We start from the raw sequence: 20,468 nt of genomic DNA on the forward strand, positions 1-20,468 counted from the left end.
ATTCAGGCTTTTTTTGTTTGAAACATTTACTTTTTTACCCGTGAAATGATATAGACAAACACAGTCGCCATAATCATCAAACACATGGCATAAATCAACTGAGGTTGTGCATGGTCAAAGGGTGATACATTGCCAGTGGCTGATTTCCACGGCCAAACTTTAAACAAGGTTCCCAGCATCAAGCCGGCCAAGGCATAAATGGTTGCTTGGTAGAAATGAGCCAATAGCCATTTAAGTAGTCTTGAAAAAACCATCAAACCAATCAGACATCCTGCAGCAAAAACCAATAAAATCGTCCATTCTCTGTTTTCAACCGCACCGAGTATGCTTTGGTATTTACCCAGCAGAATTAAGATCAATGAACCAGAAATGCCTGGTAAAATCATGGCGCTGATGGCGATCATACCGGCAATTAAAATGCCCAATAAACCTTCAGGCATGCCACCGATGCTTTGGGTGCTGAGGATATAACCAACAACAACGCCCAAAACCAAAAGCAGCCAATTCAAGCCATTTTTGGTGAGGTTGTTGCCGATCAGCAACACTGCAGAACTGACGATCAGGCCAAAGAAAAATGACCATGTCAGTATCGAGTGGTTGGTCAATAAGTATTTAATGAGACTGGCAAATAAGAAGATTGAGCTGATCATGCCGAGGAAAACGGCCAATAAGAACCAGCCATCAATTTGTCGCCATGCATGGTTGATTTGACCTATTAAAACCAACTTGAAAGCCTTGATGTTGATCGCTGCGATGGCATTGATTAATCGTTGATAAATACCGGTAATCAAAGCCATGGTGCCACCTGATACGCCAGGCACCAAATCAGCAAAGCCCATCAGCATGCCTTTTAGATAAATCATCAAATAATTCATTTCAATCTATTCCTGTTTTGGTTGGGATAATCAATTTCTTTCCAATCCTTTGGGTAACAATGCTTCAATACTTTGCATCAATTCAATTTGATCAATCAAATCATTCACATAATCCAAACGATCGGTTTCTATCACCAGCACCTTACTTTTGTTGTAATTGGCAATCCAGCTTTGATACAGTTTTTCCAATCGCTTCAAATAACTTAAAGGCATGTCTTGTTCCATCTTGCGCCCGCGCAACCTGATTCGTTTGCGGGTGGTGCGGATGGAGCATTTAAGGTATATCATCAAGTCAGGTGGTTTGATGGCTTGTTGGATGCTTTCATAAAAGCTCAAATAGGTAAGCCAATCACGCTTGTTGATTTTGCGGATTTGGTGTAAGGCGGTGGCAAATATTTCAACGTCTTCAAAAATGGTGCGATCTTGAATCACCACACCAGGAGTTTGTTCGACTTGTTGGTGGATTTTGAATTTGGAACTCAGGAAGTACAGCTGTGAATGGAAAGCCCACCGTTTCATGTCCTGATAAAAATCTGCCAAATATGGGTTGTTGTCATTCGGTTCATAAAAGGGAGTTATTTGGTAAGTACTGGTTAAAAACTCAACCAGTGAAGTTTTTCCTGCGCCTATATTGCCAGCTATGCCTATGATTTTTTGTTCGCCCATGAGGGTATTTTATGCTTAAAAGTAGGCTAAGATGAAGTCAAATGAAACAACTTATTAAAACAATGGTATTGGGTGGCTGTATTCTGCTCAGCAATGCCTTGTTGGCAGAAAATTGGCAGTTGAAAATAGATGACGAAGGGATTCAAGTTTTCCAACAACAAAAGCATGATCAATATCATTTACTTCACACCAAGGGAGAATTTCAGGTGACTGCTCAGCCTGCCACAGTGTTTGCTCTGTTACGTGATTTAACAGTTTGTCAACAATGGATATATGGTTGTTTGGAGGCCAAACGAGAAAATGAATGGGTACACATGGTTTTTAAGGGCCCCTTGTGGTTCAGTGATCGTGATGTGGTTTTTGACATTGAAGTGACGTTTTTATCAGAGCAACAACAATGGCTGATTCAACTGACAGGACAACCACAGTTTAAACCCAATGATGATTATGTCCGGATTGATGATTTCAATGCCAGTTGGTTGTTAACGCCAATTGATCAGAATCAGTTGTTGGTGACTTATGAATTGTATATGGACCCAGGGATTAAATTAAAATCAGGGGTCAATAAATACAACCGAGATGTCACTTTCCGCACCTTGAAAAACATGCGAGAGATGCTCAATCAATCGCCATATATAGAACAAAAAGTGTTGCCTGAAAAGTATCAAAAGATGTCAACTGAAGAATGATTATCTACTGATTAGATTCATCTATTGAGGCTCATTTTTTACGCGGCACTAAATCCTGTCCTGCCCATGACTTGAACCTGGCTTTTTGTTGGCGATCTGGTTTGTCTACCGGCTCAATGAAAAAATCAGGATTGGGGGTGTCAACAGGTGTAATGGTGGTGGTGCGCAAGCGTCCGGCACTGAAATAATGAATTTCATACGAGGTGCCAATGGTTAATTGTTTCAGACGAATTTTGACATTGTCTGGACTTAATTTAATGCCATTGATCGATAACAATTGGTCTCCCATGGTTAAACCTGCATGCCAAGCAGGGCTGTCAGAATCTACAGTTTTGATGCCAACAAATTCACCTTCAATATTTAAATTCGCGCCTATCCAAGCAGCGTCTGCTGACGGCTCCTTGGGTGTTTTTTGTAAGCCATAAAAAAACAGCAGCTGATCAAAATCTATGGCTTGAGTCCCTTCAACATAGGCCTGCCAGAATGCGTTCATATTGTGACCAGTTATTTCTTCCAGCAAATTCAGTACATCTTGTTTGTGATAACCTTGGTTGGTATTGTGATGGCGTTGATAAAGTAATTTTTGTAATTGATCAAGGCCATATTGATTGTCAGTGAGTGAGCGAATTTCTTGATCCAGTCGCCACGCAACCATGTTGCCTTCGAGGTATATACTGACTGCTGCATTGTGGCTTTGTTGGGCATCGTCTTTCAGCCAGGTATCGAAGCTGGATTGGGCCAATGATTCCACTTTTCGACCAGGATTGTCTAAGTGATTTTTCATGTGTTCTGCCATTTGAGCGAAGTATTCTTTGGGTTTGAAAATACCGGCACGCAACAAAAACAAGTCATCGTAGTAACTGGTGATGCCTTCAGCCATCCAAAACAAGTCAGAATAGTTTTCTTTTGAATAATCATAGGGTGCTATGCCAGCTGGTCTGTAGGCTTTAACATTCCAAGTATGAATCAATTCATGTGCAGTCGTTGACAATACTTTTAAATAGGGCTTTCGAGGTTTAAAGTTGAACCGATTTTGTTGGATGATGGTTGAATTGACGTGTTCAGTAGCCCCCCTTAATTGATCACCTGCATGAAAGATATAGACATAACGTTTATATGGAAAAGTTTCCCATATCTTTTTGGCTTCGTGATGTAACAATGATACCTTTGTTTTGATATCGGCAATGTCGTGATTGCCTTCTCCCCAGATTACGATTTCATAGTTTTGCTGATCAAGTTGAAATGACAAAAATTCATGAACCCCAGTTTCAATCGGAGAATCCACCAATTGGTCATAGTTGTCAGCAACAAACTGGTGACTTGAGGATTTTTCCATACCGGATCTTGATTGCCAATGATTGGGTACATCTAATGACACTGTCAAAGGATGGTCACGGAAGGCTGGTGAGAACATAAATACACCACTGGCATCTAAAAAGGCATGGGTCGAGTCGATGTGTATCACCCGCTGTTTTAATGTATTCGCATAGATTTGATAACCAATGGTGACAGGCCCTGGGTGATTCAAAAACAATTTCCAGCTGTTTTTGTCTGATTTTTCCCATTGAATGGCTTGGCCATGCAGGTCTTGCGCGTAGAAAGAGCTGACGGCTTTACTTAAATCTAAAATCTCATAACGACCAGAGCGCCAAACAGGCAACTTAACTTGAAAAGTTTTACTGGTTACGTTTGGAAAAGTTATCGACACATGGGCCAAGTGGTGTGCAGCATCGGTGGGAGTGAAATGGTATTGTATGGGTGTCGTGGTTGAAGCTATGGAAAGGTTGGTTGCTAATAATAACAGCCATAAAAGTAAAAATCGCATGTGATGAAAGGATTAAAAAAAACTGATTCTAACCAATGAACCTTGGTTTGAATAGCGTTTTCGGCTTTTAGCTGGTGTACAAATTATTCTAAATACAAGCAAGCGCAGCTATAGTGTAACGCTTTATTTAAGGTCACATGAAGCAGCAGTACGCTTGTTGTAATGAATTCTTGGGTCTTTGAAGTCCTTGGCTTCAAAGGAGAGAATGCCATTGGTCAGGAGTGCCAGTTTTAAGATGCCTCCCTGATTATCCGTGGTTAAAATGGTCAGTTTTTCTTCCCCGTTACTTGTGGTTATATCGATAGGCAATACCTTTTTATAGGTTGCCAATTCGCCTGCAATTTCTTGATGTGTAATGTTCAAGCGTCGACGTTGCACAATGGCCGCTTCTAACATGTCTTGGGCATCACAATTTAATGGTGTATTCATGCTTAAAAGCATATCATAGGCGAGTAGGTGGTTGTCAATTAAGCCAGTATTGGATTGATGTTGTTTTTATACGATTAAATAGCTGAATTCTGCGTCAGGGACGTTTGGATAAGTGATCTTTGTTTACTGGATGTCTTGTGATGACTGTGCTGAATAATGAATTGTTGATTGATGCCATTGGTGATGAAATTGCACTCAATGGTTTTGCAGTGATTGCTGATACATTTCCTGCTGATTTGACTGAAGCTTTATTGAATCAACTGATGGCGCTAGACCCAGATGGTTTTAAATTGGCAGGCATTGGTCGTGAAAATGATTTTCAGACTGACAAGTCCATTCGCAGTGATCGCATCCTGTGGTTGGATGAAGACTTACTTGAAACTCAGCAGTATTTTACTTGGGTTGAACAGTTGCGCTTGGCTTTAAATAAACGCTTTTTTTTGGGTTTGTTTGAATATGAGTGTATGTTTGCTCATTACCCTGAAGGCGCCTTTTATCAGAAACACGTGGATGCTTTTAAAACGGGCAGTAATCGCAAAATAAGCAGCGTACTTTATTTAAACAAGGATTGGCAAAATGGAGACGGTGGTGAATTGTTGTTGTACCATGAGGGTGATGAAGCGCCGTTTATGAAGGTTTCGCCCAAGTATGGTACTTTGGTTGTTTTTCTCAGTGAAGATTTTCCGCATGAAGTTTTGCCCGCCAAGCGTTCAAGGTACAGCTTAACGGGTTGGTTCCGAGTCAATACCCCCGCAGATGTTTTATAAGTTGTTAACTTTGTAATGCCAATAATTGTTGATTGAGGTCTGCCACATGTTGTGCCCAAAATTGATGGGTATCAAACCAAGGGAAAGCAGGTGCAAATGCGGGATCTTCCCAACGCCTGGCTAGCCAGGCTGTGTGGTGAATCATGCGCAATGTGCGCAATGATTCAATCATCGATAATTCCTTGTGTGGAAAATCTCTGAATTGACTGTAGGCTTGAATGATTTTCTGCAATTGAATGTGTTGTTCATGAAGATCGCCTGATAACAGCATCCAAATATCTTGGATTGCTGGGGCTGACCTTGAATCATCAAAATCAACCAGATTAGGAATGTCATCACGTAACAAGATGTTGCCAATGTGTAAGTCGCCATGAACTCGTATATGGGTTGCATCATGTAATTTATCGGTAGCGATTTGTATGATGTTTTTCGTGACGGTTAAATAGGCGGACTTGTGCTCAAAAGGAATAAAGTGCTCGGCCACAAAATCTATGGAATCTTGCCCAAAAGTTTGCACATTCAGCGCGGGTCGAAATTTAAATGGGCGCTGAGCACCTACGTTGTGCAACCTGGCCAGTGTTCTGCCCATGATGGCTAAATTGTTTTCGTGGTCTAATTCGGGTGCATAACCGCCTTTGCGCGGGAACAATGCAAATTTGAATCCTTCATAATCAAACAAACTGTTGCCATTGTCATTTTTTAAGGGTGTGACCACCGGAATGTCATGGTCTTCGATTTCAAAACAAAAGTCATGTTCTTCTTGGATTTGTGCTTCAGTCCATCTTTCGGGTCGATAAAATTTTGCAATGATCGGTTGGCTGTCTTCAATGCCCAATTGATAAACTCGGTTTTCAAAACTGTTCAAAGGGCTGACCCTGCCATCAATTAAATAACCCTGTGATTCAAGAGCGTCTAATATCTTTTCAGGTCTGAGGGTGTCAAAAGGGTGGGGGCTGGGTTGGTCCATTTTCGCATTGTATCAAAGTATGTCAAAGCAACATCAACTATTCGAGCCTAATGTAATGTCTCGGTAATTTTGAATACTGTCCACGAGAAATTCATTCTTAATCTATAATAATTAAGATTTATATTTATTGAGTTAAAACGGCATGTCTATTACTTGGTTGTCTATTGTCTATTATGCCTATTGGGTCATATTGATTTACGTCACCTTACAAATCATCCACCAATACACCATCAGCTCCAGGGCTTCGGCTTGGTTGTTCACGGTCTATATTTTTCCAGTAGTGGGTGTGATTTTGTATTTTATCTTTGGCGTTAAACGCCGCAAACGAAAAATGTTCGAACAAAAGTTGTCGGCCAACCAAAAGTCATTAGAAGCCTACCAAGCCAAGTTTGCCACCGAATCACGGGAGGTCATTCAGCAGCACAAGGATCAATTGAAACAATTTCATGGCCTTACAAAAATGGTTTACCGAGATGCCAGCAGTCGATTAACCATAAAAAATAAATTAACCTTGCTAGAAAATGGTGAACAAAAATTCCCTCAGTTATTTAAAGACATCAGCCAAGCCAAGCAAACCATTCATTTAGAGTATTATATTTTTAAATTTGATGACATCGGAGGTCAATTGGTGAGTTTGCTCATCGAACGTGCCAAAGCCGGTGTTGAAGTGCGGTTTATTTATGATGATTACGGCTGCTTGGGTTTAAATAATTCGGTGTTACAACGGATGAGGTCATATGGCATTGAAGCGTGGCCGTTTGCTGAAATTAACTTATTTGCATTCACCGAAAGACTGAACTATAGGAATCATCGAAAAATCGTCATCATTGATGGTGAAATTGCTTATTTGGGAGGGATCAATGTCGGGGATGAGTATGTCAATAAGGAAGATGTAGAACCCAATGGCTTGTTTTGGCGAGACTCGCATTTAAAGATTGAAGGTCAGGGTGTTTCATACTTACAAAATATATTCCTTAATGATTGGAATTTTTGTACCGGGCAAGACATCGAAATTGAGGAAGCATTGCTGCCACATTATAAAGATTTGCCAGCAGCAGACAATAAAATGTTGCAAGTGGTTTCCAGTGGCCCTGACTCTCCCCAGCCCACCATTTTATTTTCTATTTTACAGGCCATACATTCAGCAAAATCTGAAATACTTATTACAACCCCATATTTTATTCCCAACCCTTCATTGATCAAAGCGTTAAAGATTGCTGTGATCAGTGGCGTGTCGGTCAAAATTTTGGTCCCCCGTCAGTCTGATTCCTGGGTGGTGAATAAAGCCTCACAATCGTATTATTTTGAATTGTTGCAAACAGGCATCGAATTTTACCAATACACCAAAGGCTTTGTTCATGTGAAGACCATGGTTGTCGATGGATTTTTAAGCATCATGGGAACGGCCAATTTCGATGAGCGCAGTTTTGAATTGAATTTTGAAGTCAATGTGCTTATTTATGACAATGACTTTGCTGAACAACTGAGGAAATCATTTACTCAAGACATGAATGATTCGACTCAGCTTGACTACAAAACATGGAAAAAAAGGTCGGCATTCAAGATATTCACTGAAAAAGTAGCCAGGTTGATTTCACCTATTTTATGACCTTACTTGCTCTGTTGAGATTGTGGAGTCTTGCAGCTTTTTTGCCAAAATAAAAACATCCTCTGTGCTTTGCTCATTGTGTCGGTGAATTAAGTTTTTGTGGCCTATTATCTGCAAGCCATGATGGGTTAAGCAGTTTAAGATGTCATCAAGGGCATGATAATGGACGTAGACAGCACCATTTGCTGAACTTGATCCTTTGAACCCTTCTTCAGATTGCGAACCTATGGTGGTGCTTAGATAGAGTACACCTGATGGGTTGAGCATTGCCGCCATGTCTTGGATCAATGTTTGGTAATCATGTTCTGAAATATACGGAATACAAAATCCACACATGATGGCATCGAAAGTCTGATTCAATGACAGAATCTGCCGGCAATCCAATAGGCTGTATTGGGCTTGAGGATTGTGTTTCTTTGCCAGAGCGACCATCTTAGGCGCTAAATCAATGCCACAAAGTTTTATGCTTGGATTTTTTTTCAATAAATAGTGACTGACATTTCCAGGTCCACAAGCAATTTCCAATAAATCAACCTGGTTTTGGGGTGGGTGTTGTGGCAAATAATCACAAAACCAATCATAGCTAGGTTGATAAAGTTTAAAGTCTTTAAAGTTCTGCCAGTACTGTTCGGCCACAGCATCGAATGTTTCAATGGTTTGTTGGTATTTATCCATCGGTTAATTAGGCTCAAATGTCTAATAAATGTATCATTGATTCATGGTTGCAGAATACCAGGTTTGCCGGCTTCGATTAATTTTTCATTGATGAGAGGAATCAATGCAGCGGTGAATTTGGGGGCATCCTCAGAGTGTAGATGTGACCATTCAGGGATGCGGAATCCTTGTAATGTTTCATGGTCTTCAAAATGAACTCCGATGGATTGTGTGTCTTTAAGTAAACGCTCCCAGTATTCTGCTCGTGGCTGCAAGCGATTTTCACGAGGGCGGTAATCACCACTGGATGGTAGGCGAATGAATATGACATCGCCGCCCCTCGCTCTGATCGAATCCACGTCCTTGATTACGCCAGCCAAGTATTGATCCAAGTCAAATTCACTTGGCCCTCTTTTGTCTCCCATTTCCATAAATCCGCGCCATGTCATTTGTGCTTTGTGTTGATATTCCATATCATCTTCTACTTTCCAAAACATTTTGGTGTTGCGATCTTTGGAAGTTTGAGATAACTCCCAAACGCCCATCCTCGGATCAAACACCCCCTCTCGATTGGGTAATTCAATGCGTTCGATTAAGGTGAACAGTGGCCAGTTTGCCAAGTCATAAAAAGCCAAATGGGGCTCAATTAACATACTGATTTGTTGGCTCATCCACTGTGTTGGGCTTTCTTTAGCATAATACTCAGGCGCTTCAGCTGATATGCCGCCACCATTCCTGAAAAAACTGCCTGGTGTGATACCCACATAGAGTAAACCTTTGAAGTCTTCATCCTTGGCCAAATCTGCCAATATGGGCCGCGGATTGGTTCCTGCCAATGCCAGTTGAATGGGCCTGGTTCCGGTCATTGACTCATAGGTGTCTAGGTCAAAATCAAACAAGATGCGACTGGCACCGATGATGGCCACCGTATTTTCATTGCCTTGATCAATGAGTCTTCTTTGGATGGCCCACAATCCGTTGTTATCTATATAGGCTTCAGGCTCATAACCCCAAATAACCCGGGCATTGTACTCCCAGGCAATCAATCCGAGGGTCATCAATAAAAATGCCAAAAACATGGCCGGCTTCCAATGAATATCAGGAATGGGTCTGTTCTCGTGGTAATAATAGTCTTTTGATTCAATCTCAGAATTGGAAATAGATGAAGGCATCGCCGCTCCCCTGTGTAATGATGATTAAAAACAGCATCAGTCCCCATAGGGTACCTAATACTGGCCATGGCGTTTTTTCTACCACGGCTTCTAATGAAGTGCTTCGCATTCGCCAATGGACAATGACCATGCCCAAGGTGACCACACTGACTAAAATGATGTTGATGGTGGCCAAGACAGCCTTGCCTTCGGGGTTAAAACCCAGCATGGATTTAACCATACCAAAGGCTTGTGGGAATGATTGCGCGCGAAAGAACACCCAAGTGATGTTAATCAAAAGATAAGTCAACAGTGCCAGCAGAATTTGTACCAGTCGCCTTTTAACCCAGTTGACATTGCCCCAAGTCCTTTTCATCAGCCTTTCAATCGACAAATACAAACCATGTAAACCACCCCAAACCACAAAAGTCCAACTGGCTCCATGCCAAAGGCCACCTATCAACATGGTCAGCATCAAGTTGATATATGTTCTGATGGCGCCTTTTTGGTTACCGCCCAAAGGTATATATAAATAGTCTCGCAACCAGGTTGATAAAGAGATATGCCACCTGCGCCAGAAGTCAGAAAACCCAATGGCAGCATATGGGTAATTAAAGTTACTGGGTAAAGAAAACCCAAGGGTTAATGCCACCCCAATGGCTGTGGTTGAATAACCCGCAAAATCAGAAAATATTTGTCCCGCAAAAGCGAAAGTGCCTAACCAAGCATCGATGAAAGAAACAGCGCCTCTGGCTCCATAAACATCATCGGAAATACTTGCAAGAATACCATCGGCAATGACAACCTTTTGAAACAAGCCCAAGGTGATTAGGCCCAAGCCCCATATCAACATGTTTCGAGAGGCTTTGCGCTCTTTTTCAAATTGAGGCAATAAATGAGTGGGACGGACAATTGGCCCGGCCACCAGTTGTGGGAAGAAGGTGACAAACAGGGCGAAATCCAGAAAGCTTTTACTGGGTTTCGCGCGCTTGAAATAGACATCCAATGAATAAGCCATGGTTTGGAAGGTATAAAAGGAGATACCAACTGGTAAGATGATGCTCCATTCTGGAACTTGGTAATCCACCCCAAAACTGGCCATCAAAGACTGCCAATTTTGCAGTAAAAAATCACCGTATTTAAAGTAAGCCAAAATACCCAGGTTGACTAAAATACTGATCAGTAACAGCATTTTTCGAGTGGTTTTATGTTCAGTTTGATGGATTTTATGAGCCACTTTCCAATCTATGATGGTTGAAATCCAAACCAATACAATGAAAGGCGGATTCCATGCAGCGTAGAATAAATAACTGGCAATCAGTAAGTTGGACTTTTTGACGCGCCAAGAAAAAGGTAAATGGTGTAAAAACAACACAATGGCAAAGAAGACGATGAACGTCAAAGAATTAAATAACATGGTGATCCCCCCCCCAATTGATACAACTTATTTTTTATTATTGTCAATAAATTATATCACAGGATTTTCACGGAAGATTGATTGCCCATCATCTAATATGCGGCCATTATTAGATTAATTAACAGGAGTTAATGTATGAAAATTTTTAAATCGATTGAACAAGATCATCACATCCAGCGACAATTGGTCGATCAGTTGCTGGCAACCAGTGGTGAATCGGACGAACGGAAACAAATTTTTGCAGATCTAAAAAAAGAGTTGAGCGCACATGCCGATGCAGAGGAAAGGTATTTTTATGTGCCACTGATTAAGTTGGACAGCACCCAAGAATCAGCCAGGCATGCAATTGCAGAACACCATGAAATAGATGAGTTGGTCAAGCAATTGGAACAAACCGAATACAGTTCTCCAACATGGTTGAAATATGCCAAAGATTTGGGACATAAAGTCAATCATCATTTGGCTGAAGAAGAACAGGACTATTTCCCCGTGGCGCAAAAAATATTAAGTGATGACCGCGCACAACAATTGGGTGATGAATACTTATCAGCCATGTTGCAGGCCAGAACAGGGTAAATATTGACGAATTCACATATAATGTATGTATACTTTATTGATTTGCTGAACTTTTATGACTGATATTTTTGGAATTGATCTTACTGAATACATCAATCTATCTTTGGTGTTTAAGCATTTCAGTTTGATTTTGGTGGCCTTGTCATTAACATTGCCTATAGCTTACAACAGAGAGACCAAATCCAACAGTGCAGGTATCAGGACTTATCCCTTGGTGGCTGTGGCCACTTGTTCATACACCTTATTGGCATTGGATGTTTTGGGTGGAACTGAGGGAATGGGAAAGTTTATGGCAGGTATTGTGACTGGCATAGGTTTCATAGGTGGTGGCGCCATTATTAAGGCCAAAGATGAATCAAAAGTAACTGGTTTGGCTAATGCCGCCAGTATTTGGAACACAGGTGCCATTGGCATGGCCGTGGCCTGGCAAAGATTTGAAATTGCTTTGTTGATAGCGGCACTGAATTTTTTGATCCTCAGAATAGGTTATGAGGCAAAGAAAGTAGTGACGGATAACAAAGACGATCTTGAACGATGAGCCTTTAATGGGCTCAGTATTTTTAACTGAAAATTTTTGATAATTGAAAGAGGAGAAGTGTTTATGAAAACGAATAAAATTATTGGTATTGCATTGTTGGTTTTGGGTGGCGTTTTGGTTTATTTTGGAATCAATGCGACAGAAGCACCGATGGAGCAACTGGCTGAGTCTGTCACTGGAAAATACAGTGATGAAACCATGTATTATTTAATAGGTGGTGGTATAGCAGCGGTATTGGGTCTGGTGATGCTATTAAAAAAATAGACCGATCGTTTCATTGAGTATAAGGCCCTGTTTGTCTGACAAACAGGGTTTTTTTGTGCCGTCACTACCAGCTGCAAAGAACTTGAAGATGACTGATAGGAAATACATTGCTTCAGCAATTGCAGGAAACAATTGACACTGTTTTCAGCTGAAAAGCAAAAAAGGCACATCAGATGTGCCTTTTTCATACCAGTTGTGGTGAAAAATCATTTCAAGATATCGAGCATCAGTTTATTCATCTTTTGCACGTAATCTGCAGGATTTTTCAATTGTCCACCCTCTGCCAACAAGGCTTGTTCGAACAACAACTCTGACCATTGTTTAAAGTGCGCTTCATTGTCAATGTGTTCAATGTGTTGCACCAATGGGTGATCCAGGTTGATCTCCAATGCGGGTAATTGACCGGGCATCGCTTGGCCAGCCTGTTCCATCAATTTTTGCATGTGGATTGCCATGGCATGTTCGTCCATGACCAAACAACTGGCCGAATCAACCAAACGAGTTGAAGCGGTGACTTCACTGACATGGTCTTTTAAGTGAGTTTGGATTTTTTCTAAAAATGATTTGTCGGCTTCAGAAGGCTCTTTTTCTTTTTTATCTTCTTGGCCCAAATCCAATTTACCTTTGGCCACTGATTGGAATTTTTTGCCTTCAAATTCTTGCACATGTCCCATCATCCATTCATCAATTCGACTGTGCATCAATAAAACTTCTACACCTTCTTTTTTAAACAGCTCTAAGTGCGGAGAATTTTTAACGGCTTCATAAGACTCACCTGTGATGTAGTAAATCTTGTCCTGGCCATCTTTCATGCGACTGATGTAATCTTCTAAAGTGACATTTTCTGTGGCATCCTTGTTTTCTGTGGAAGCGAACCGCAATAATTTCAAAACCGCCTCGCGGTTAGCGAAATCTTCAACCACACCTTCTTTCAAAGTGTCGCCAAATTCCTTCCAGAATGTCGCATAAACATCGGTGTCTAAGGCTTTCTTTTTCAATAAGCCCAAAACACGTTTGACCAACCCAGATTTGATTTTTTGTAACAATGGGTTGTCTTGTAAGATTTCACGCGATACGTTCAATGGCAAATCATTTGAATCAACCACACCTTTTACAAATCGCAAGTAATTAGGTAATAATTCTTTGGCGGCATCCATAATGAATACTCGCTTGATGAACAATTTTAACCCTTCACGATCTTCTGGGTTTTGATACATGGCAAAAGGTGATTTGCTGGGTACATACAATAAGTTGCTGTAACTTTGTGTACCTTCTATGTGATTGTGCGTCCAAAAAGCCGCGTCACTGAAGTCATTTGAAATTTGTTTGTAGAAAGCTTGGTAATCTTCGTCTTTGATGTCAGAGGGGGCTTTTTTCCACAAGGCTGTGGCATCATTGACCACTTCGTATTCTGGTGTTTTGGCTGGTATTTCATTGCCATCGTCGTCTTTTTCAGGGTAGGTGACTTCCAACATTTTGATGGGGAAAGCCACATGTTCTGAATATTTTTTGATTAAGCTGCGTAGCCTGAAGTTGTCTGCAAATTCGCTTTCTTCGTCACGCAAGTGCAAAATGATTTCAGTGCCTTGGGTGGTTTTGCCAATGCTTTCAAGCGTGTATGCACTTTTGCCATCGGATTTCCAGGAGATGGCTTGATCAGCCGGCTCACCCGCTTTTAGGGTTCTGATTTCAACTTCGTCAGCCACAATGAAAGAGGCATAAAAGCCAACGCCGAATTGACCAATGAGGTTGGCGTCATCACGGTCTTTCTTGGCAATTGATTCAAGGTACTTTTTGGTGCCTGAGTTGGCGATGGTACCAATGTTAGCAATCACTTCATCACGGGTCATCCCAATGCCGTTGTCGGTGATGGTAACGGTTTTGGCTTCACTGTCAAAATCAACTTTTATGTTGAGGTCTTCGGCCAATAAGGCAGGATTTTTAATCGCTTCGAAACGCAATTTATCACAAGCGTCCGAGGCATTAGAGATCAATTCTCTCAGAAAAATCTCTTTGTTGGAGTAAAGCGAGTGAATCACCAGGTCCAAAACCTGATTCACTTCTGCTTGAAATTCAAATTTTTCAGCTGTATTTGTCATAATGAATAAATAGTGATAATTAAGATGACAGCAAAATAGGGGTGTTAACAGAGAATTCAAGTTATTAAGGCCAATGTCAGTTAAAATAGGTCGGTTTTATGTCAAAGCTAATTAAATGAGCATCAACTGGTTCCCTGGGCACATGCACAAAGCCCAAAAAGAAATTAAACAACTGTTGCCCGAAGTCGATTTGGTGATTGAAGTACTCGATGCGCGTTTACCTTACAGTTCGCAAAATCCCTTGTTACAAAAATTAAGGGGTCAAACACCCTGTATTAAACTGTTGAATAAATCTGATTTAGCCGATGAAAAGTTAAACCAAGATTGGGTGGATGAATTACAACAAGACCAAACAGTAAAAGCTTATGCGGTTAACACCTCAGATCATTCTTTGATTAAACAAATACCTCAATGGTGCTTGAACTGGTTTCCGCAACGTGAAGTCAACAAGAAGCCCATACAAGTGATGATCATGGGCATCCCCAATGTGGGTAAGTCAACGATCATCAATATCATGGCTGATCGCACCATTGCCAAAACTGGCAACGAAGCGGCCGTTACCAAAAGGCAGCAAAGAATTAAATTGCCTGGGAATGTGATTTTGCATGACACGCCTGGCGTTTTGTGGCCAAGATTTGATAATCAAAACAGTGCTTACCGACTGGCCGTCACCGGTGGTATCAAAGACAATATTGTTGAAGCTGAAGACAAAGCCTTCTTTTTGGCCGAATATGTACTTGCGGCCTACCAGCAAACCATTGCAGCAAGGTATGAGATTGATGAAATGCCTCAGGAGCCTTATGACTTGCTGGTTAAAATTGGTCAACAGCGTGGTGCCCTTAAGTCTGGAGGTCGTGTTGATTTAACGCGAATTTCCAGTTTGTTTTTGAATGAGTTCAGAACCGGTGTGCTGGGCCGAATCACTTTAGAAACACCAGAAATGATGCGAAGTGAACTTAAGGAAGTCGATCGTTTATTGGCAATTAAAGCCGCCAAAGATGCTGAAAGAAAGGCCCAGTTCAAAGGAAAAAGATGAACTACCAGCCGCCGATGGATCCCTATTTAGATGTGGTGCATCAAGATGAAGATGTGTTGGTATTGAATAAACCCTCTGGATTGCTATCGGTGCCAGGTCGCCAAGCCATGCATAAGGATTCATTGCAAAGTCGAGCGCAGCAACAATTTCCAACGGCCACCACGGTTCATCGATTAGACATGGAAACATCAGGTTTGATTGTGATGGCCTTGAATAAGCCCAGCCATGTGGCCATCAGCCGACAATTTGAACAACGCCAAATCGGCAAGCAATACATTGCCAGGGTTTCTGGTCATTTAGTTGATGACAGTGGTGAAATTGCAGCACCGCTGATCTGTGATTGGCCCAATCGTCCCAAGCAAATCGTTGACTTTGAGCATGGTAAGCAGGCTTTAACCCAATGGACAGTGATCAGCAGAGAAGCTCAAACCACTTTGGTTTCATTGAAACCAGTGACTGGCAGGTCTCACCAATTGCGGGTTCACATGTTACACATAGGACATGCGATAGTGGGTGATCAACTTTATGCCAGTGGCCATGCATTGTTTGACTATGACAGGTTGCATTTACACAGCCAAACACTTCAGTTTACCCATCCTGGAATCGGTAGTGTGATGTCCTTCAATGAACCTGCCACATTCTGAAGTAAAAATACACCTGATTGATGAATCCAAAGTCATCTTTGCCGATTTTTATTTCGATTGAGTTGACGTTGCTTAAATTTCCGTTTTTGTGCAGGAGTCAGTTGCTTGTATTTTTTGCGCAGCTTTTGCTTTTGTTCAGGTGACAGCTGCTTAAATCTTTGGTGTAGTTGCCACAATTTTTTTCTTTGCTGTGGATCCATTTTTTGAAAAGACTGGTACCTTTTGCGAACTTTTTTTCGTTCAGCTGGGCTCAATGCCTTCCATTGATTTAAACGGTTGAGAGCCAAGGCCCGCTGTTGCTTGTTAAGGTTTTGCCATCGTGAGGCCCCTTTGGCCAATTTTTCTTTCTGTTGTACGGATAGCTGAGGCCATTCTGCCTTGAAAGGGGCCAAGGTCTGTTGTTGTTGAGGATCCAATGCATCCCATTCAATGGCGTGAACATGCCAGGTGCATAATAGATTAATGATTATCAGGATCTTTTTCATTGTCAGTTGCCTTTATTTTATCCAGTTGTTGATTGAACTCATCGTCATGAGAAAACAGGTCAGGGTCGAGCCATTGTTCACCATCCTCAGCTTCCCATTCAGCCAGAAACATCAATAGTTCGATGTCGGGTGGAGTCACCTCCGTCTCAATACTGTGCTCAATATTGTTTGGTGTTGCAGTGGTTTCAGGTAAATCTAATTGTTCTTTTGTGTCAACCACCAGCAACAATCCTATGAGCCAATTCATATGTCTGATTCCAACCATTGGTTTTCATCGAGCCAACTCAAAAAGTCAATGTCTTGATAAAAATCTGTGTCGGCTTCATTGGCCAGTAATTCCAAGTCTTCAAACATAAACGAATCGTCTATGTGGTCGGTTTGTTGTTTCGGCAGTATCAGCATGAGGCTGATAACCATCACCGTGGTGGCTGCGATGCCAACCAATGACCATTGAAATCTGTTGAATTGATTGGTCTGTGGATGCTTGATGGCAGCATGCCGCAGCTCATTGAGTTTGACTTGGGTTTGTCGGTCGATAGAATCGGCCTGAGCATCCAAAGATTGTTTGATTTGTTTGTTGATGGGGTCTTCAGTCATCAGGATTTCCTAGGGCTTGCTTGAGTTTTTTGGTGGCACGAAACAAATGGGTTTTGACACTGCCTGCACTGATTTGCATGATCGACGCCGTTTCTTCGACGGTCATTTGTTGCCAGTGGCGGTACAACACCACTTGTTGCTGTTTTTCGGGTAATTTTTTTATGAGTGCAATCATTTCATGGCCTGTTTCTTGTGTCTTGATTACCGATAAAGGCGAAGGTTGTTGACTGGCATGTTGTGCTGTCAGCGCTTCGCTGTCCTTGCTCGAAAAGAAGTGGCGCAGCCAACTTTTTTGTTTGCGGTGGTGGTCATTGATTTTGTTTTGCAAAATGCGATAAAACAAGGGTTTCCAATTGTTTTGTGGTTTGTGTTTGTAAGCATTAACAAAAGACATCATGGTTTCTTGAATAACATCCATGGCATCAGATTCTTGCCGCACGCTCATCAATGCAATGGTATAAGCTTGATTTTGTTGCGTACGCAGAAAGGCATCTAATTGGTTGTTAAGGGATTGAGTCGTCATTTCAGCTGCTTGTTTATCGAGCCCCTCACGATGATAGCTTTGGTTGAAATTGATGTTTAATGCGATATCCATTGGTTTTCTTTCTGTTGCTTTAATCATACAACGGTTTAATAAACAGATGGTTGACAGTCACCCATATTTTTTTTATGTCAACCGAATGGCTGATTGTTCGTTGGAATGGGTATCTGCACTGTTTGCAGTCAAATTAATTTACAGAAACAACAATTATTGGAGATACTTATGAAATTTAAAATTCCACCCTACGTGTCAAACATTGGCTTATTGGTCACATTCTTTATCGCTTCGTCAGCCATGGCTGGTTTTGATATCACTCGGATGACTACTGTTGTTGATGATTTCAGCGGTTCATACACTGTGACCAAAAGTGGCCGCATAGATGATGGTGTATTTACGGGCACCTCGTTGACTGAATTCAATCAATTTCATCCTGGTATAGCTGACAGTGATCCTACATTAACGGGTGTCATTGCCACGTCGGTGACTCGCAGCGAAGGTCTGTTAACAACCATTTCTGATGGTGAATTCAATTTACAAAGGGCTGAATCCACTTTGAGGGTGTCTTTTGAGAATCTGGTGGTTTCAATCAGTGAAGGAGAGGTCTCATTGGTTGGAACCGTCTCGGTCAATGATGAAACCATTGATGCCAACGAGCTGCCTGACTTGTTGGCAGCAGTATTACGCCGAGTGTTTTGGTTAACCAGAAGATGATGATTTTAAATCAATAAGAGATTGCTCATCAAAAAAAACCAAGCACATGTTGATCATGTGGTTGGTTTTTTTTATTTTGAGTAAAATTACAGTGCTTGAACGGCAAAGAAAACGTTGTCTTGAATTTCGAAGCCAATGTCAGTATTGCGCCTAATGATGTCGGACAATCGTGTCCTGCGGATTTGATCAACTTGTTGACGAGTCATTTGATTTTCAAAATAAAACCTGTCTCCATCTCTCAATGCGGAGAACTGTTCAATCAAGACCGTTCTGATTAATTGGCCGACCAGTGCACCAGGCTCAATGTTTTCTGATAGTCCACCAACCCACAAATCTATATCATCTACTGATGGATAAACGCTGGCCAGGGCATTTTGTTTATCGACATCGGAGGTGATTTCAGCAAAGGACTTTTTAAGGGGTAAGCCATATGCGGCTCGAACTTCATTGTAGCTAGGTAAGCCATGGTCTCTGCCTCGCTGGATATTGATTGAAGCCAGGTCGAATCCACCGGCACCTGGAGCGCCAAATAGAAAATTCCGTACATCATCAATAATAAAATTATCGACCGACTGACAAACTTGGGTCGCTAAACCACGAAGCAAAGGCTCAATACCACCTTCAGTGGCCAATCGATAAGGCGAGAAGAAGGCATTGCGTAACGGTAAGCTGCCTTGTTCTATGGATTTCCCATTGGCATTAAGTCTTAACAATTGTGGACTCAAGGCGCTGTGACCATATCGAAACACTGCGCCTGAAAATAGGTTGGAAATGCCTGCATGCACCCGGTCGTCATAGCCACGATAGGGTGGTAAAGCATTGCGACCCAGCAGGGCAGGTAAGTATTCGAAATAGGTAATGGCTTGCATTTCAGCGCCGACTATGGCTCTGGCTTCTTCATACACTTGATCTCCTGATAGATTGGGACTTTGGTTTTTAATTCTTCTGGCCTGCCAGTTGTGTTCACGCATAAACAAAGTATGTAAAGTGGTTAAACCAATTTGTTCATTGACGCGGACATCACCAGCCAAGAATAGGGCTTCACTGTCACCACCGGCATTGGGAAAGCCATTGACATTGAATGGCAGGAAGCCGCCTGCAGAGGTTTTTAATTGACCTGACCCATCGAGGGTTCGCAATTCATTGGCGCGTGCCGAGTCAGAGCCATATACGTTGGATGCATCAATCCAAGCTGATATTTCATTGATTTGTTGACGAGGGTTGCTGATATCTGTGCCGGATGCAGGGTCATAAATGGATCGATTTACCGACATGATTGCATGACCAGAACTTGATGGATCGAAATAGGCATCGCCTGTGGGGATTTGAATGTCAATGGGCTCAGCGGGATCGACGCCATCTGTTAAATCAATGTCATGATCTAAAAATTGACCCCATTGCCATACGAAATCTGTGGCGTTTCGGTTGTTAGGCATGAGTTCTGCTTGAGCGCTGATGGCGTTGCTGATTGTTCGTGCGTTGGCTCGTAATGTGCCAGACAACTGGGAAATGCCATCGGTGTAATCGTTGTCAACCAATCTGATTAGTTGGGTGTGGGCTTGGCCCATGTCATCAATAACATGGTGATTTCCACTGCCGTCGATTGATCGGTATCGTTCGCTGCTTGGTGGATTGTTTTGTGGCGGCTTGGGTCCTCGAATAATGCGTCGAGCCGGTGAAATGCTATTCTGCGTTTGTTGAATCGGGCCATTACCATTGGAATTGCCACTCAGTCCTCCGTCGTTTTGCCCATCTCCATTTTGTGGTGGGTTTTGTGCCAAGACGTTGTGACTGCTGGTAAAAATAGAAAGGTAACAAGCCATTTTAATTAATGTCATATAAAGACTCCTGTGTATAGTGAAAGTAAGTGAAAACTTTATGTTTTGAATCTGCTTTGTGTTTTCACCCTTTCAATTTAGAAGGGAATT

At 41.8% G+C, this 20,468-nt stretch carries 23 protein-coding genes; 9 read left to right on the plus strand and 14 right to left on the minus strand.

What is annotated here, in order from left to right:
* Positions 1 to 26 precede the first annotated feature (26 nt).
* Positions 27 to 875 carry a DUF368 domain-containing protein gene (locus CCS90_RS06050; protein WP_099018575.1) on the minus strand — a complete coding sequence of 283 codons (849 nt, stop codon included), beginning with the start codon at positions 873 to 875 and terminating at the stop codon, positions 27 to 29.
* Between the two features lie 30 nt (positions 876 to 905).
* Complete coding sequence (locus CCS90_RS06055; RefSeq protein WP_099018576.1) at positions 906 to 1,541, minus strand: deoxynucleoside kinase; 636 nt, start codon at positions 1,539 to 1,541, stop codon at positions 906 to 908.
* 41 nt (positions 1,542 to 1,582) lie between these two features.
* Here CCS90_RS06055 and CCS90_RS06060 point away from each other — a divergent pair, with 41 nt between their 5' ends.
* Entirely contained in the window at positions 1,583 to 2,230 is a 648-nt protein-coding gene (locus CCS90_RS06060) for an SRPBCC family protein (protein ID WP_099018577.1), read from the plus strand.
* A 31-nt stretch (positions 2,231 to 2,261) separates the two neighbouring features.
* On the opposite strand, the gene CCS90_RS06065 is transcribed toward CCS90_RS06060, so the two are convergent.
* Together CCS90_RS06065 and CCS90_RS06070 are read right to left on the minus strand one after the other, a co-directional pair.
* Entirely contained in the window at positions 2,262 to 4,055 is a 1,794-nt protein-coding gene (locus CCS90_RS06065) for a M61 family metallopeptidase (RefSeq protein ID WP_099018578.1), read from the minus strand.
* Between the two features lie 123 nt (positions 4,056 to 4,178).
* The gene (locus tag CCS90_RS06070) at positions 4,179 to 4,484 is read right to left on the minus strand and encodes a hypothetical protein (RefSeq protein ID WP_099018579.1); all 306 of its coding nucleotides are present in this window, start codon (positions 4,482 to 4,484) and stop codon (positions 4,179 to 4,181) included.
* 140 nt (positions 4,485 to 4,624) lie between these two features.
* Here CCS90_RS06070 and CCS90_RS06075 point away from each other — a divergent pair, with 140 nt between their 5' ends.
* Complete coding sequence (locus CCS90_RS06075) at positions 4,625 to 5,251, plus strand: 2OG-Fe(II) oxygenase (RefSeq protein ID WP_099018580.1); 627 nt, start codon at positions 4,625 to 4,627, stop codon at positions 5,249 to 5,251.
* 4 nt (positions 5,252 to 5,255) lie between these two features.
* On the opposite strand, the gene CCS90_RS06080 is transcribed toward CCS90_RS06075, so the two are convergent.
* Positions 5,256 to 6,218, minus strand: a complete 963-nt coding sequence (locus CCS90_RS06080) for a serine/threonine protein kinase (protein ID WP_099018581.1) — start codon at positions 6,216 to 6,218, stop codon at positions 5,256 to 5,258.
* Positions 6,219 to 6,360: 142 nt separating this feature from the next.
* On the opposite strand from CCS90_RS06080, the gene cls reads away from it, so the two are divergent.
* Entirely contained in the window at positions 6,361 to 7,827 is a 1,467-nt protein-coding gene (gene cls, locus CCS90_RS06085; RefSeq protein ID WP_099018582.1) for a cardiolipin synthase, read from the plus strand.
* On the opposite strand, the gene CCS90_RS06090 is transcribed toward cls, so the two are convergent.
* From CCS90_RS06090 to CCS90_RS06100, 3 genes are read right to left on the minus strand one after another with little or no spacing between them, the layout of a single operon-like run.
* Positions 7,822 to 8,502 carry a class I SAM-dependent DNA methyltransferase gene (locus tag CCS90_RS06090; protein ID WP_099018583.1) on the minus strand — a complete coding sequence of 227 codons (681 nt, stop codon included), beginning with the start codon at positions 8,500 to 8,502 and terminating at the stop codon, positions 7,822 to 7,824. The genes cls and CCS90_RS06090 overlap by 6 nt on opposite strands.
* Before the next feature lie 41 nt (positions 8,503 to 8,543).
* Complete coding sequence (locus CCS90_RS06095; protein WP_099018584.1) at positions 8,544 to 9,653, minus strand: hypothetical protein; 1,110 nt, start codon at positions 9,651 to 9,653, stop codon at positions 8,544 to 8,546.
* Positions 9,628 to 11,049: an MBOAT family O-acyltransferase gene (locus CCS90_RS06100; RefSeq protein ID WP_099018585.1), complete on the minus strand. Its 1,422-nt coding sequence runs from the start codon at positions 11,047 to 11,049 to the stop codon at positions 9,628 to 9,630. The genes CCS90_RS06095 and CCS90_RS06100 overlap by 26 nt, the downstream gene beginning before the upstream one ends.
* 135 nt (positions 11,050 to 11,184) lie before the next feature.
* Between CCS90_RS06100 and CCS90_RS06105 the strand changes: the two genes are divergently transcribed.
* The 3 genes from CCS90_RS06105 (at position 11,185) to CCS90_RS06115 (ending at position 12,427) form a co-directional block, all read left to right on the plus strand.
* Positions 11,185 to 11,625, plus strand: a complete 441-nt coding sequence (locus CCS90_RS06105; protein WP_099018586.1) for a hemerythrin domain-containing protein — start codon at positions 11,185 to 11,187, stop codon at positions 11,623 to 11,625.
* A 55-nt stretch (positions 11,626 to 11,680) separates the two neighbouring features.
* Entirely contained in the window at positions 11,681 to 12,163 is a 483-nt protein-coding gene (locus tag CCS90_RS06110; protein ID WP_099018587.1) for an MgtC/SapB family protein, read from the plus strand.
* A 63-nt stretch (positions 12,164 to 12,226) separates the two neighbouring features.
* Entirely contained in the window at positions 12,227 to 12,427 is a 201-nt protein-coding gene (locus tag CCS90_RS06115; RefSeq protein WP_099018588.1) for a DUF3185 family protein, read from the plus strand.
* 206 nt (positions 12,428 to 12,633) lie between these two features.
* Here the strand turns inward: CCS90_RS06115 and htpG are convergent, their stop codons facing one another.
* Positions 12,634 to 14,526: a molecular chaperone HtpG gene (gene htpG / locus CCS90_RS06120; RefSeq protein ID WP_099018589.1), complete on the minus strand. Its 1,893-nt coding sequence runs from the start codon at positions 14,524 to 14,526 to the stop codon at positions 12,634 to 12,636.
* Between the two features lie 115 nt (positions 14,527 to 14,641).
* On the opposite strand from htpG, the gene ylqF reads away from it, so the two are divergent.
* Positions 14,642 to 15,562 carry a ribosome biogenesis GTPase YlqF gene (ylqF, locus tag CCS90_RS06125; protein WP_099018590.1) on the plus strand — a complete coding sequence of 307 codons (921 nt, stop codon included), beginning with the start codon at positions 14,642 to 14,644 and terminating at the stop codon, positions 15,560 to 15,562.
* Entirely contained in the window at positions 15,559 to 16,206 is a 648-nt protein-coding gene (locus CCS90_RS06130; RefSeq protein WP_211337037.1) for an RluA family pseudouridine synthase, read from the plus strand. The genes ylqF and CCS90_RS06130 overlap by 4 nt, the downstream gene beginning before the upstream one ends.
* A gap of 32 nt (positions 16,207 to 16,238) precedes the next feature.
* On the opposite strand, the gene CCS90_RS06135 is transcribed toward CCS90_RS06130, so the two are convergent.
* Genes CCS90_RS06135 through CCS90_RS06150 form a run of 4 tightly spaced genes read right to left on the minus strand, consistent with a single transcriptional unit; the run spans position 16,239 to position 17,883 of the window.
* Complete coding sequence (locus tag CCS90_RS06135) at positions 16,239 to 16,691, minus strand: DUF3106 domain-containing protein (protein ID WP_099018591.1); 453 nt, start codon at positions 16,689 to 16,691, stop codon at positions 16,239 to 16,241.
* Complete coding sequence (locus CCS90_RS06140) at positions 16,666 to 16,938, minus strand: hypothetical protein (RefSeq protein WP_099018592.1); 273 nt, start codon at positions 16,936 to 16,938, stop codon at positions 16,666 to 16,668. The genes CCS90_RS06135 and CCS90_RS06140 overlap by 26 nt, the downstream gene beginning before the upstream one ends.
* On the minus strand, positions 16,935 to 17,288 hold the full coding sequence (locus CCS90_RS06145; RefSeq protein WP_099018593.1) for a hypothetical protein: 354 nt from the start codon (positions 17,286 to 17,288) through the stop codon (positions 16,935 to 16,937). The genes CCS90_RS06140 and CCS90_RS06145 overlap by 4 nt, the downstream gene beginning before the upstream one ends.
* Positions 17,281 to 17,883, minus strand: a complete 603-nt coding sequence (locus CCS90_RS06150; RefSeq protein ID WP_162846828.1) for a sigma-70 family RNA polymerase sigma factor — start codon at positions 17,881 to 17,883, stop codon at positions 17,281 to 17,283. Before CCS90_RS06150 ends, CCS90_RS06145 begins: the two co-directional genes overlap by 8 nt.
* Before the next feature lie 168 nt (positions 17,884 to 18,051).
* On the opposite strand from CCS90_RS06150, the gene CCS90_RS06155 reads away from it, so the two are divergent.
* Positions 18,052 to 18,540, plus strand: coding sequence for a hypothetical protein (locus CCS90_RS06155; protein WP_099018595.1), 489 nt, complete (start codon positions 18,052 to 18,054; stop codon positions 18,538 to 18,540).
* 86 nt (positions 18,541 to 18,626) lie between these two features.
* On the opposite strand, the gene CCS90_RS06160 is transcribed toward CCS90_RS06155, so the two are convergent.
* Positions 18,627 to 20,378, minus strand: coding sequence for a peroxidase family protein (locus tag CCS90_RS06160; protein WP_099018596.1), 1,752 nt, complete (start codon positions 20,376 to 20,378; stop codon positions 18,627 to 18,629).
* Positions 20,379 to 20,468: the final 90 nt, after the last annotated feature.

Source organism: Marinicella litoralis, from assembly GCF_002591915.1.
Lineage (GTDB): Bacteria > Pseudomonadota > Gammaproteobacteria > Xanthomonadales > Marinicellaceae > Marinicella > Marinicella litoralis.

What these genes read in the sequence shown, in the direction of transcription:
- CCS90_RS06080 (WP_099018581.1), bottom strand. Translation starts at nt 6,218, where the DNA reads ATGGACCAACCCAGCCCCCACCCTTTTGACACCCTCAGACCTGAAAAG.
- CCS90_RS06065 (WP_099018578.1), bottom strand. Translation starts at nt 4,055, where the DNA reads ATGCGATTTTTACTTTTATGGCTGTTATTATTAGCAACCAACCTTTCC.
- CCS90_RS06055 (WP_099018576.1), bottom strand. Translation starts at nt 1,541, where the DNA reads ATGGGCGAACAAAAAATCATAGGCATAGCTGGCAATATAGGCGCAGGA.
- CCS90_RS06110 (WP_099018587.1), top strand. Translation starts at nt 11,681, where the DNA reads ATGACTGATATTTTTGGAATTGATCTTACTGAATACATCAATCTATCT.
- CCS90_RS06135 (WP_099018591.1), bottom strand. Translation starts at nt 16,691, where the DNA reads ATGAAAAAGATCCTGATAATCATTAATCTATTATGCACCTGGCATGTT.
- ylqF (WP_099018590.1), top strand. Translation starts at nt 14,642, where the DNA reads ATGAGCATCAACTGGTTCCCTGGGCACATGCACAAAGCCCAAAAAGAA.
- cls (WP_099018582.1), top strand. Translation starts at nt 6,361, where the DNA reads ATGTCTATTACTTGGTTGTCTATTGTCTATTATGCCTATTGGGTCATA.
- CCS90_RS06090 (WP_099018583.1), bottom strand. Translation starts at nt 8,502, where the DNA reads ATGGATAAATACCAACAAACCATTGAAACATTCGATGCTGTGGCCGAA.
- CCS90_RS06155 (WP_099018595.1), top strand. Translation starts at nt 18,052, where the DNA reads ATGAAATTTAAAATTCCACCCTACGTGTCAAACATTGGCTTATTGGTC.
- CCS90_RS06130 (WP_211337037.1), top strand. Translation starts at nt 15,559, where the DNA reads ATGAACTACCAGCCGCCGATGGATCCCTATTTAGATGTGGTGCATCAA.
- CCS90_RS06105 (WP_099018586.1), top strand. Translation starts at nt 11,185, where the DNA reads ATGAAAATTTTTAAATCGATTGAACAAGATCATCACATCCAGCGACAA.
- CCS90_RS06145 (WP_099018593.1), bottom strand. Translation starts at nt 17,288, where the DNA reads ATGACTGAAGACCCCATCAACAAACAAATCAAACAATCTTTGGATGCT.
- CCS90_RS06070 (WP_099018579.1), bottom strand. Translation starts at nt 4,484, where the DNA reads ATGAATACACCATTAAATTGTGATGCCCAAGACATGTTAGAAGCGGCC.
- CCS90_RS06095 (WP_099018584.1), bottom strand. Translation starts at nt 9,653, where the DNA reads ATGCCTTCATCTATTTCCAATTCTGAGATTGAATCAAAAGACTATTAT.
- CCS90_RS06140 (WP_099018592.1), bottom strand. Translation starts at nt 16,938, where the DNA reads ATGAATTGGCTCATAGGATTGTTGCTGGTGGTTGACACAAAAGAACAA.
- CCS90_RS06050 (WP_099018575.1), bottom strand. Translation starts at nt 875, where the DNA reads ATGAATTATTTGATGATTTATCTAAAAGGCATGCTGATGGGCTTTGCT.
- CCS90_RS06060 (WP_099018577.1), top strand. Translation starts at nt 1,583, where the DNA reads ATGAAACAACTTATTAAAACAATGGTATTGGGTGGCTGTATTCTGCTC.
- htpG (WP_099018589.1), bottom strand. Translation starts at nt 14,526, where the DNA reads ATGACAAATACAGCTGAAAAATTTGAATTTCAAGCAGAAGTGAATCAG.
- CCS90_RS06100 (WP_099018585.1), bottom strand. Translation starts at nt 11,049, where the DNA reads ATGTTATTTAATTCTTTGACGTTCATCGTCTTCTTTGCCATTGTGTTG.
- CCS90_RS06115 (WP_099018588.1), top strand. Translation starts at nt 12,227, where the DNA reads ATGAAAACGAATAAAATTATTGGTATTGCATTGTTGGTTTTGGGTGGC.
- CCS90_RS06075 (WP_099018580.1), top strand. Translation starts at nt 4,625, where the DNA reads ATGACTGTGCTGAATAATGAATTGTTGATTGATGCCATTGGTGATGAA.
- CCS90_RS06150 (WP_162846828.1), bottom strand. Translation starts at nt 17,883, where the DNA reads ATGGATATCGCATTAAACATCAATTTCAACCAAAGCTATCATCGTGAG.
- CCS90_RS06160 (WP_099018596.1), bottom strand. Translation starts at nt 20,378, where the DNA reads ATGACATTAATTAAAATGGCTTGTTACCTTTCTATTTTTACCAGCAGT.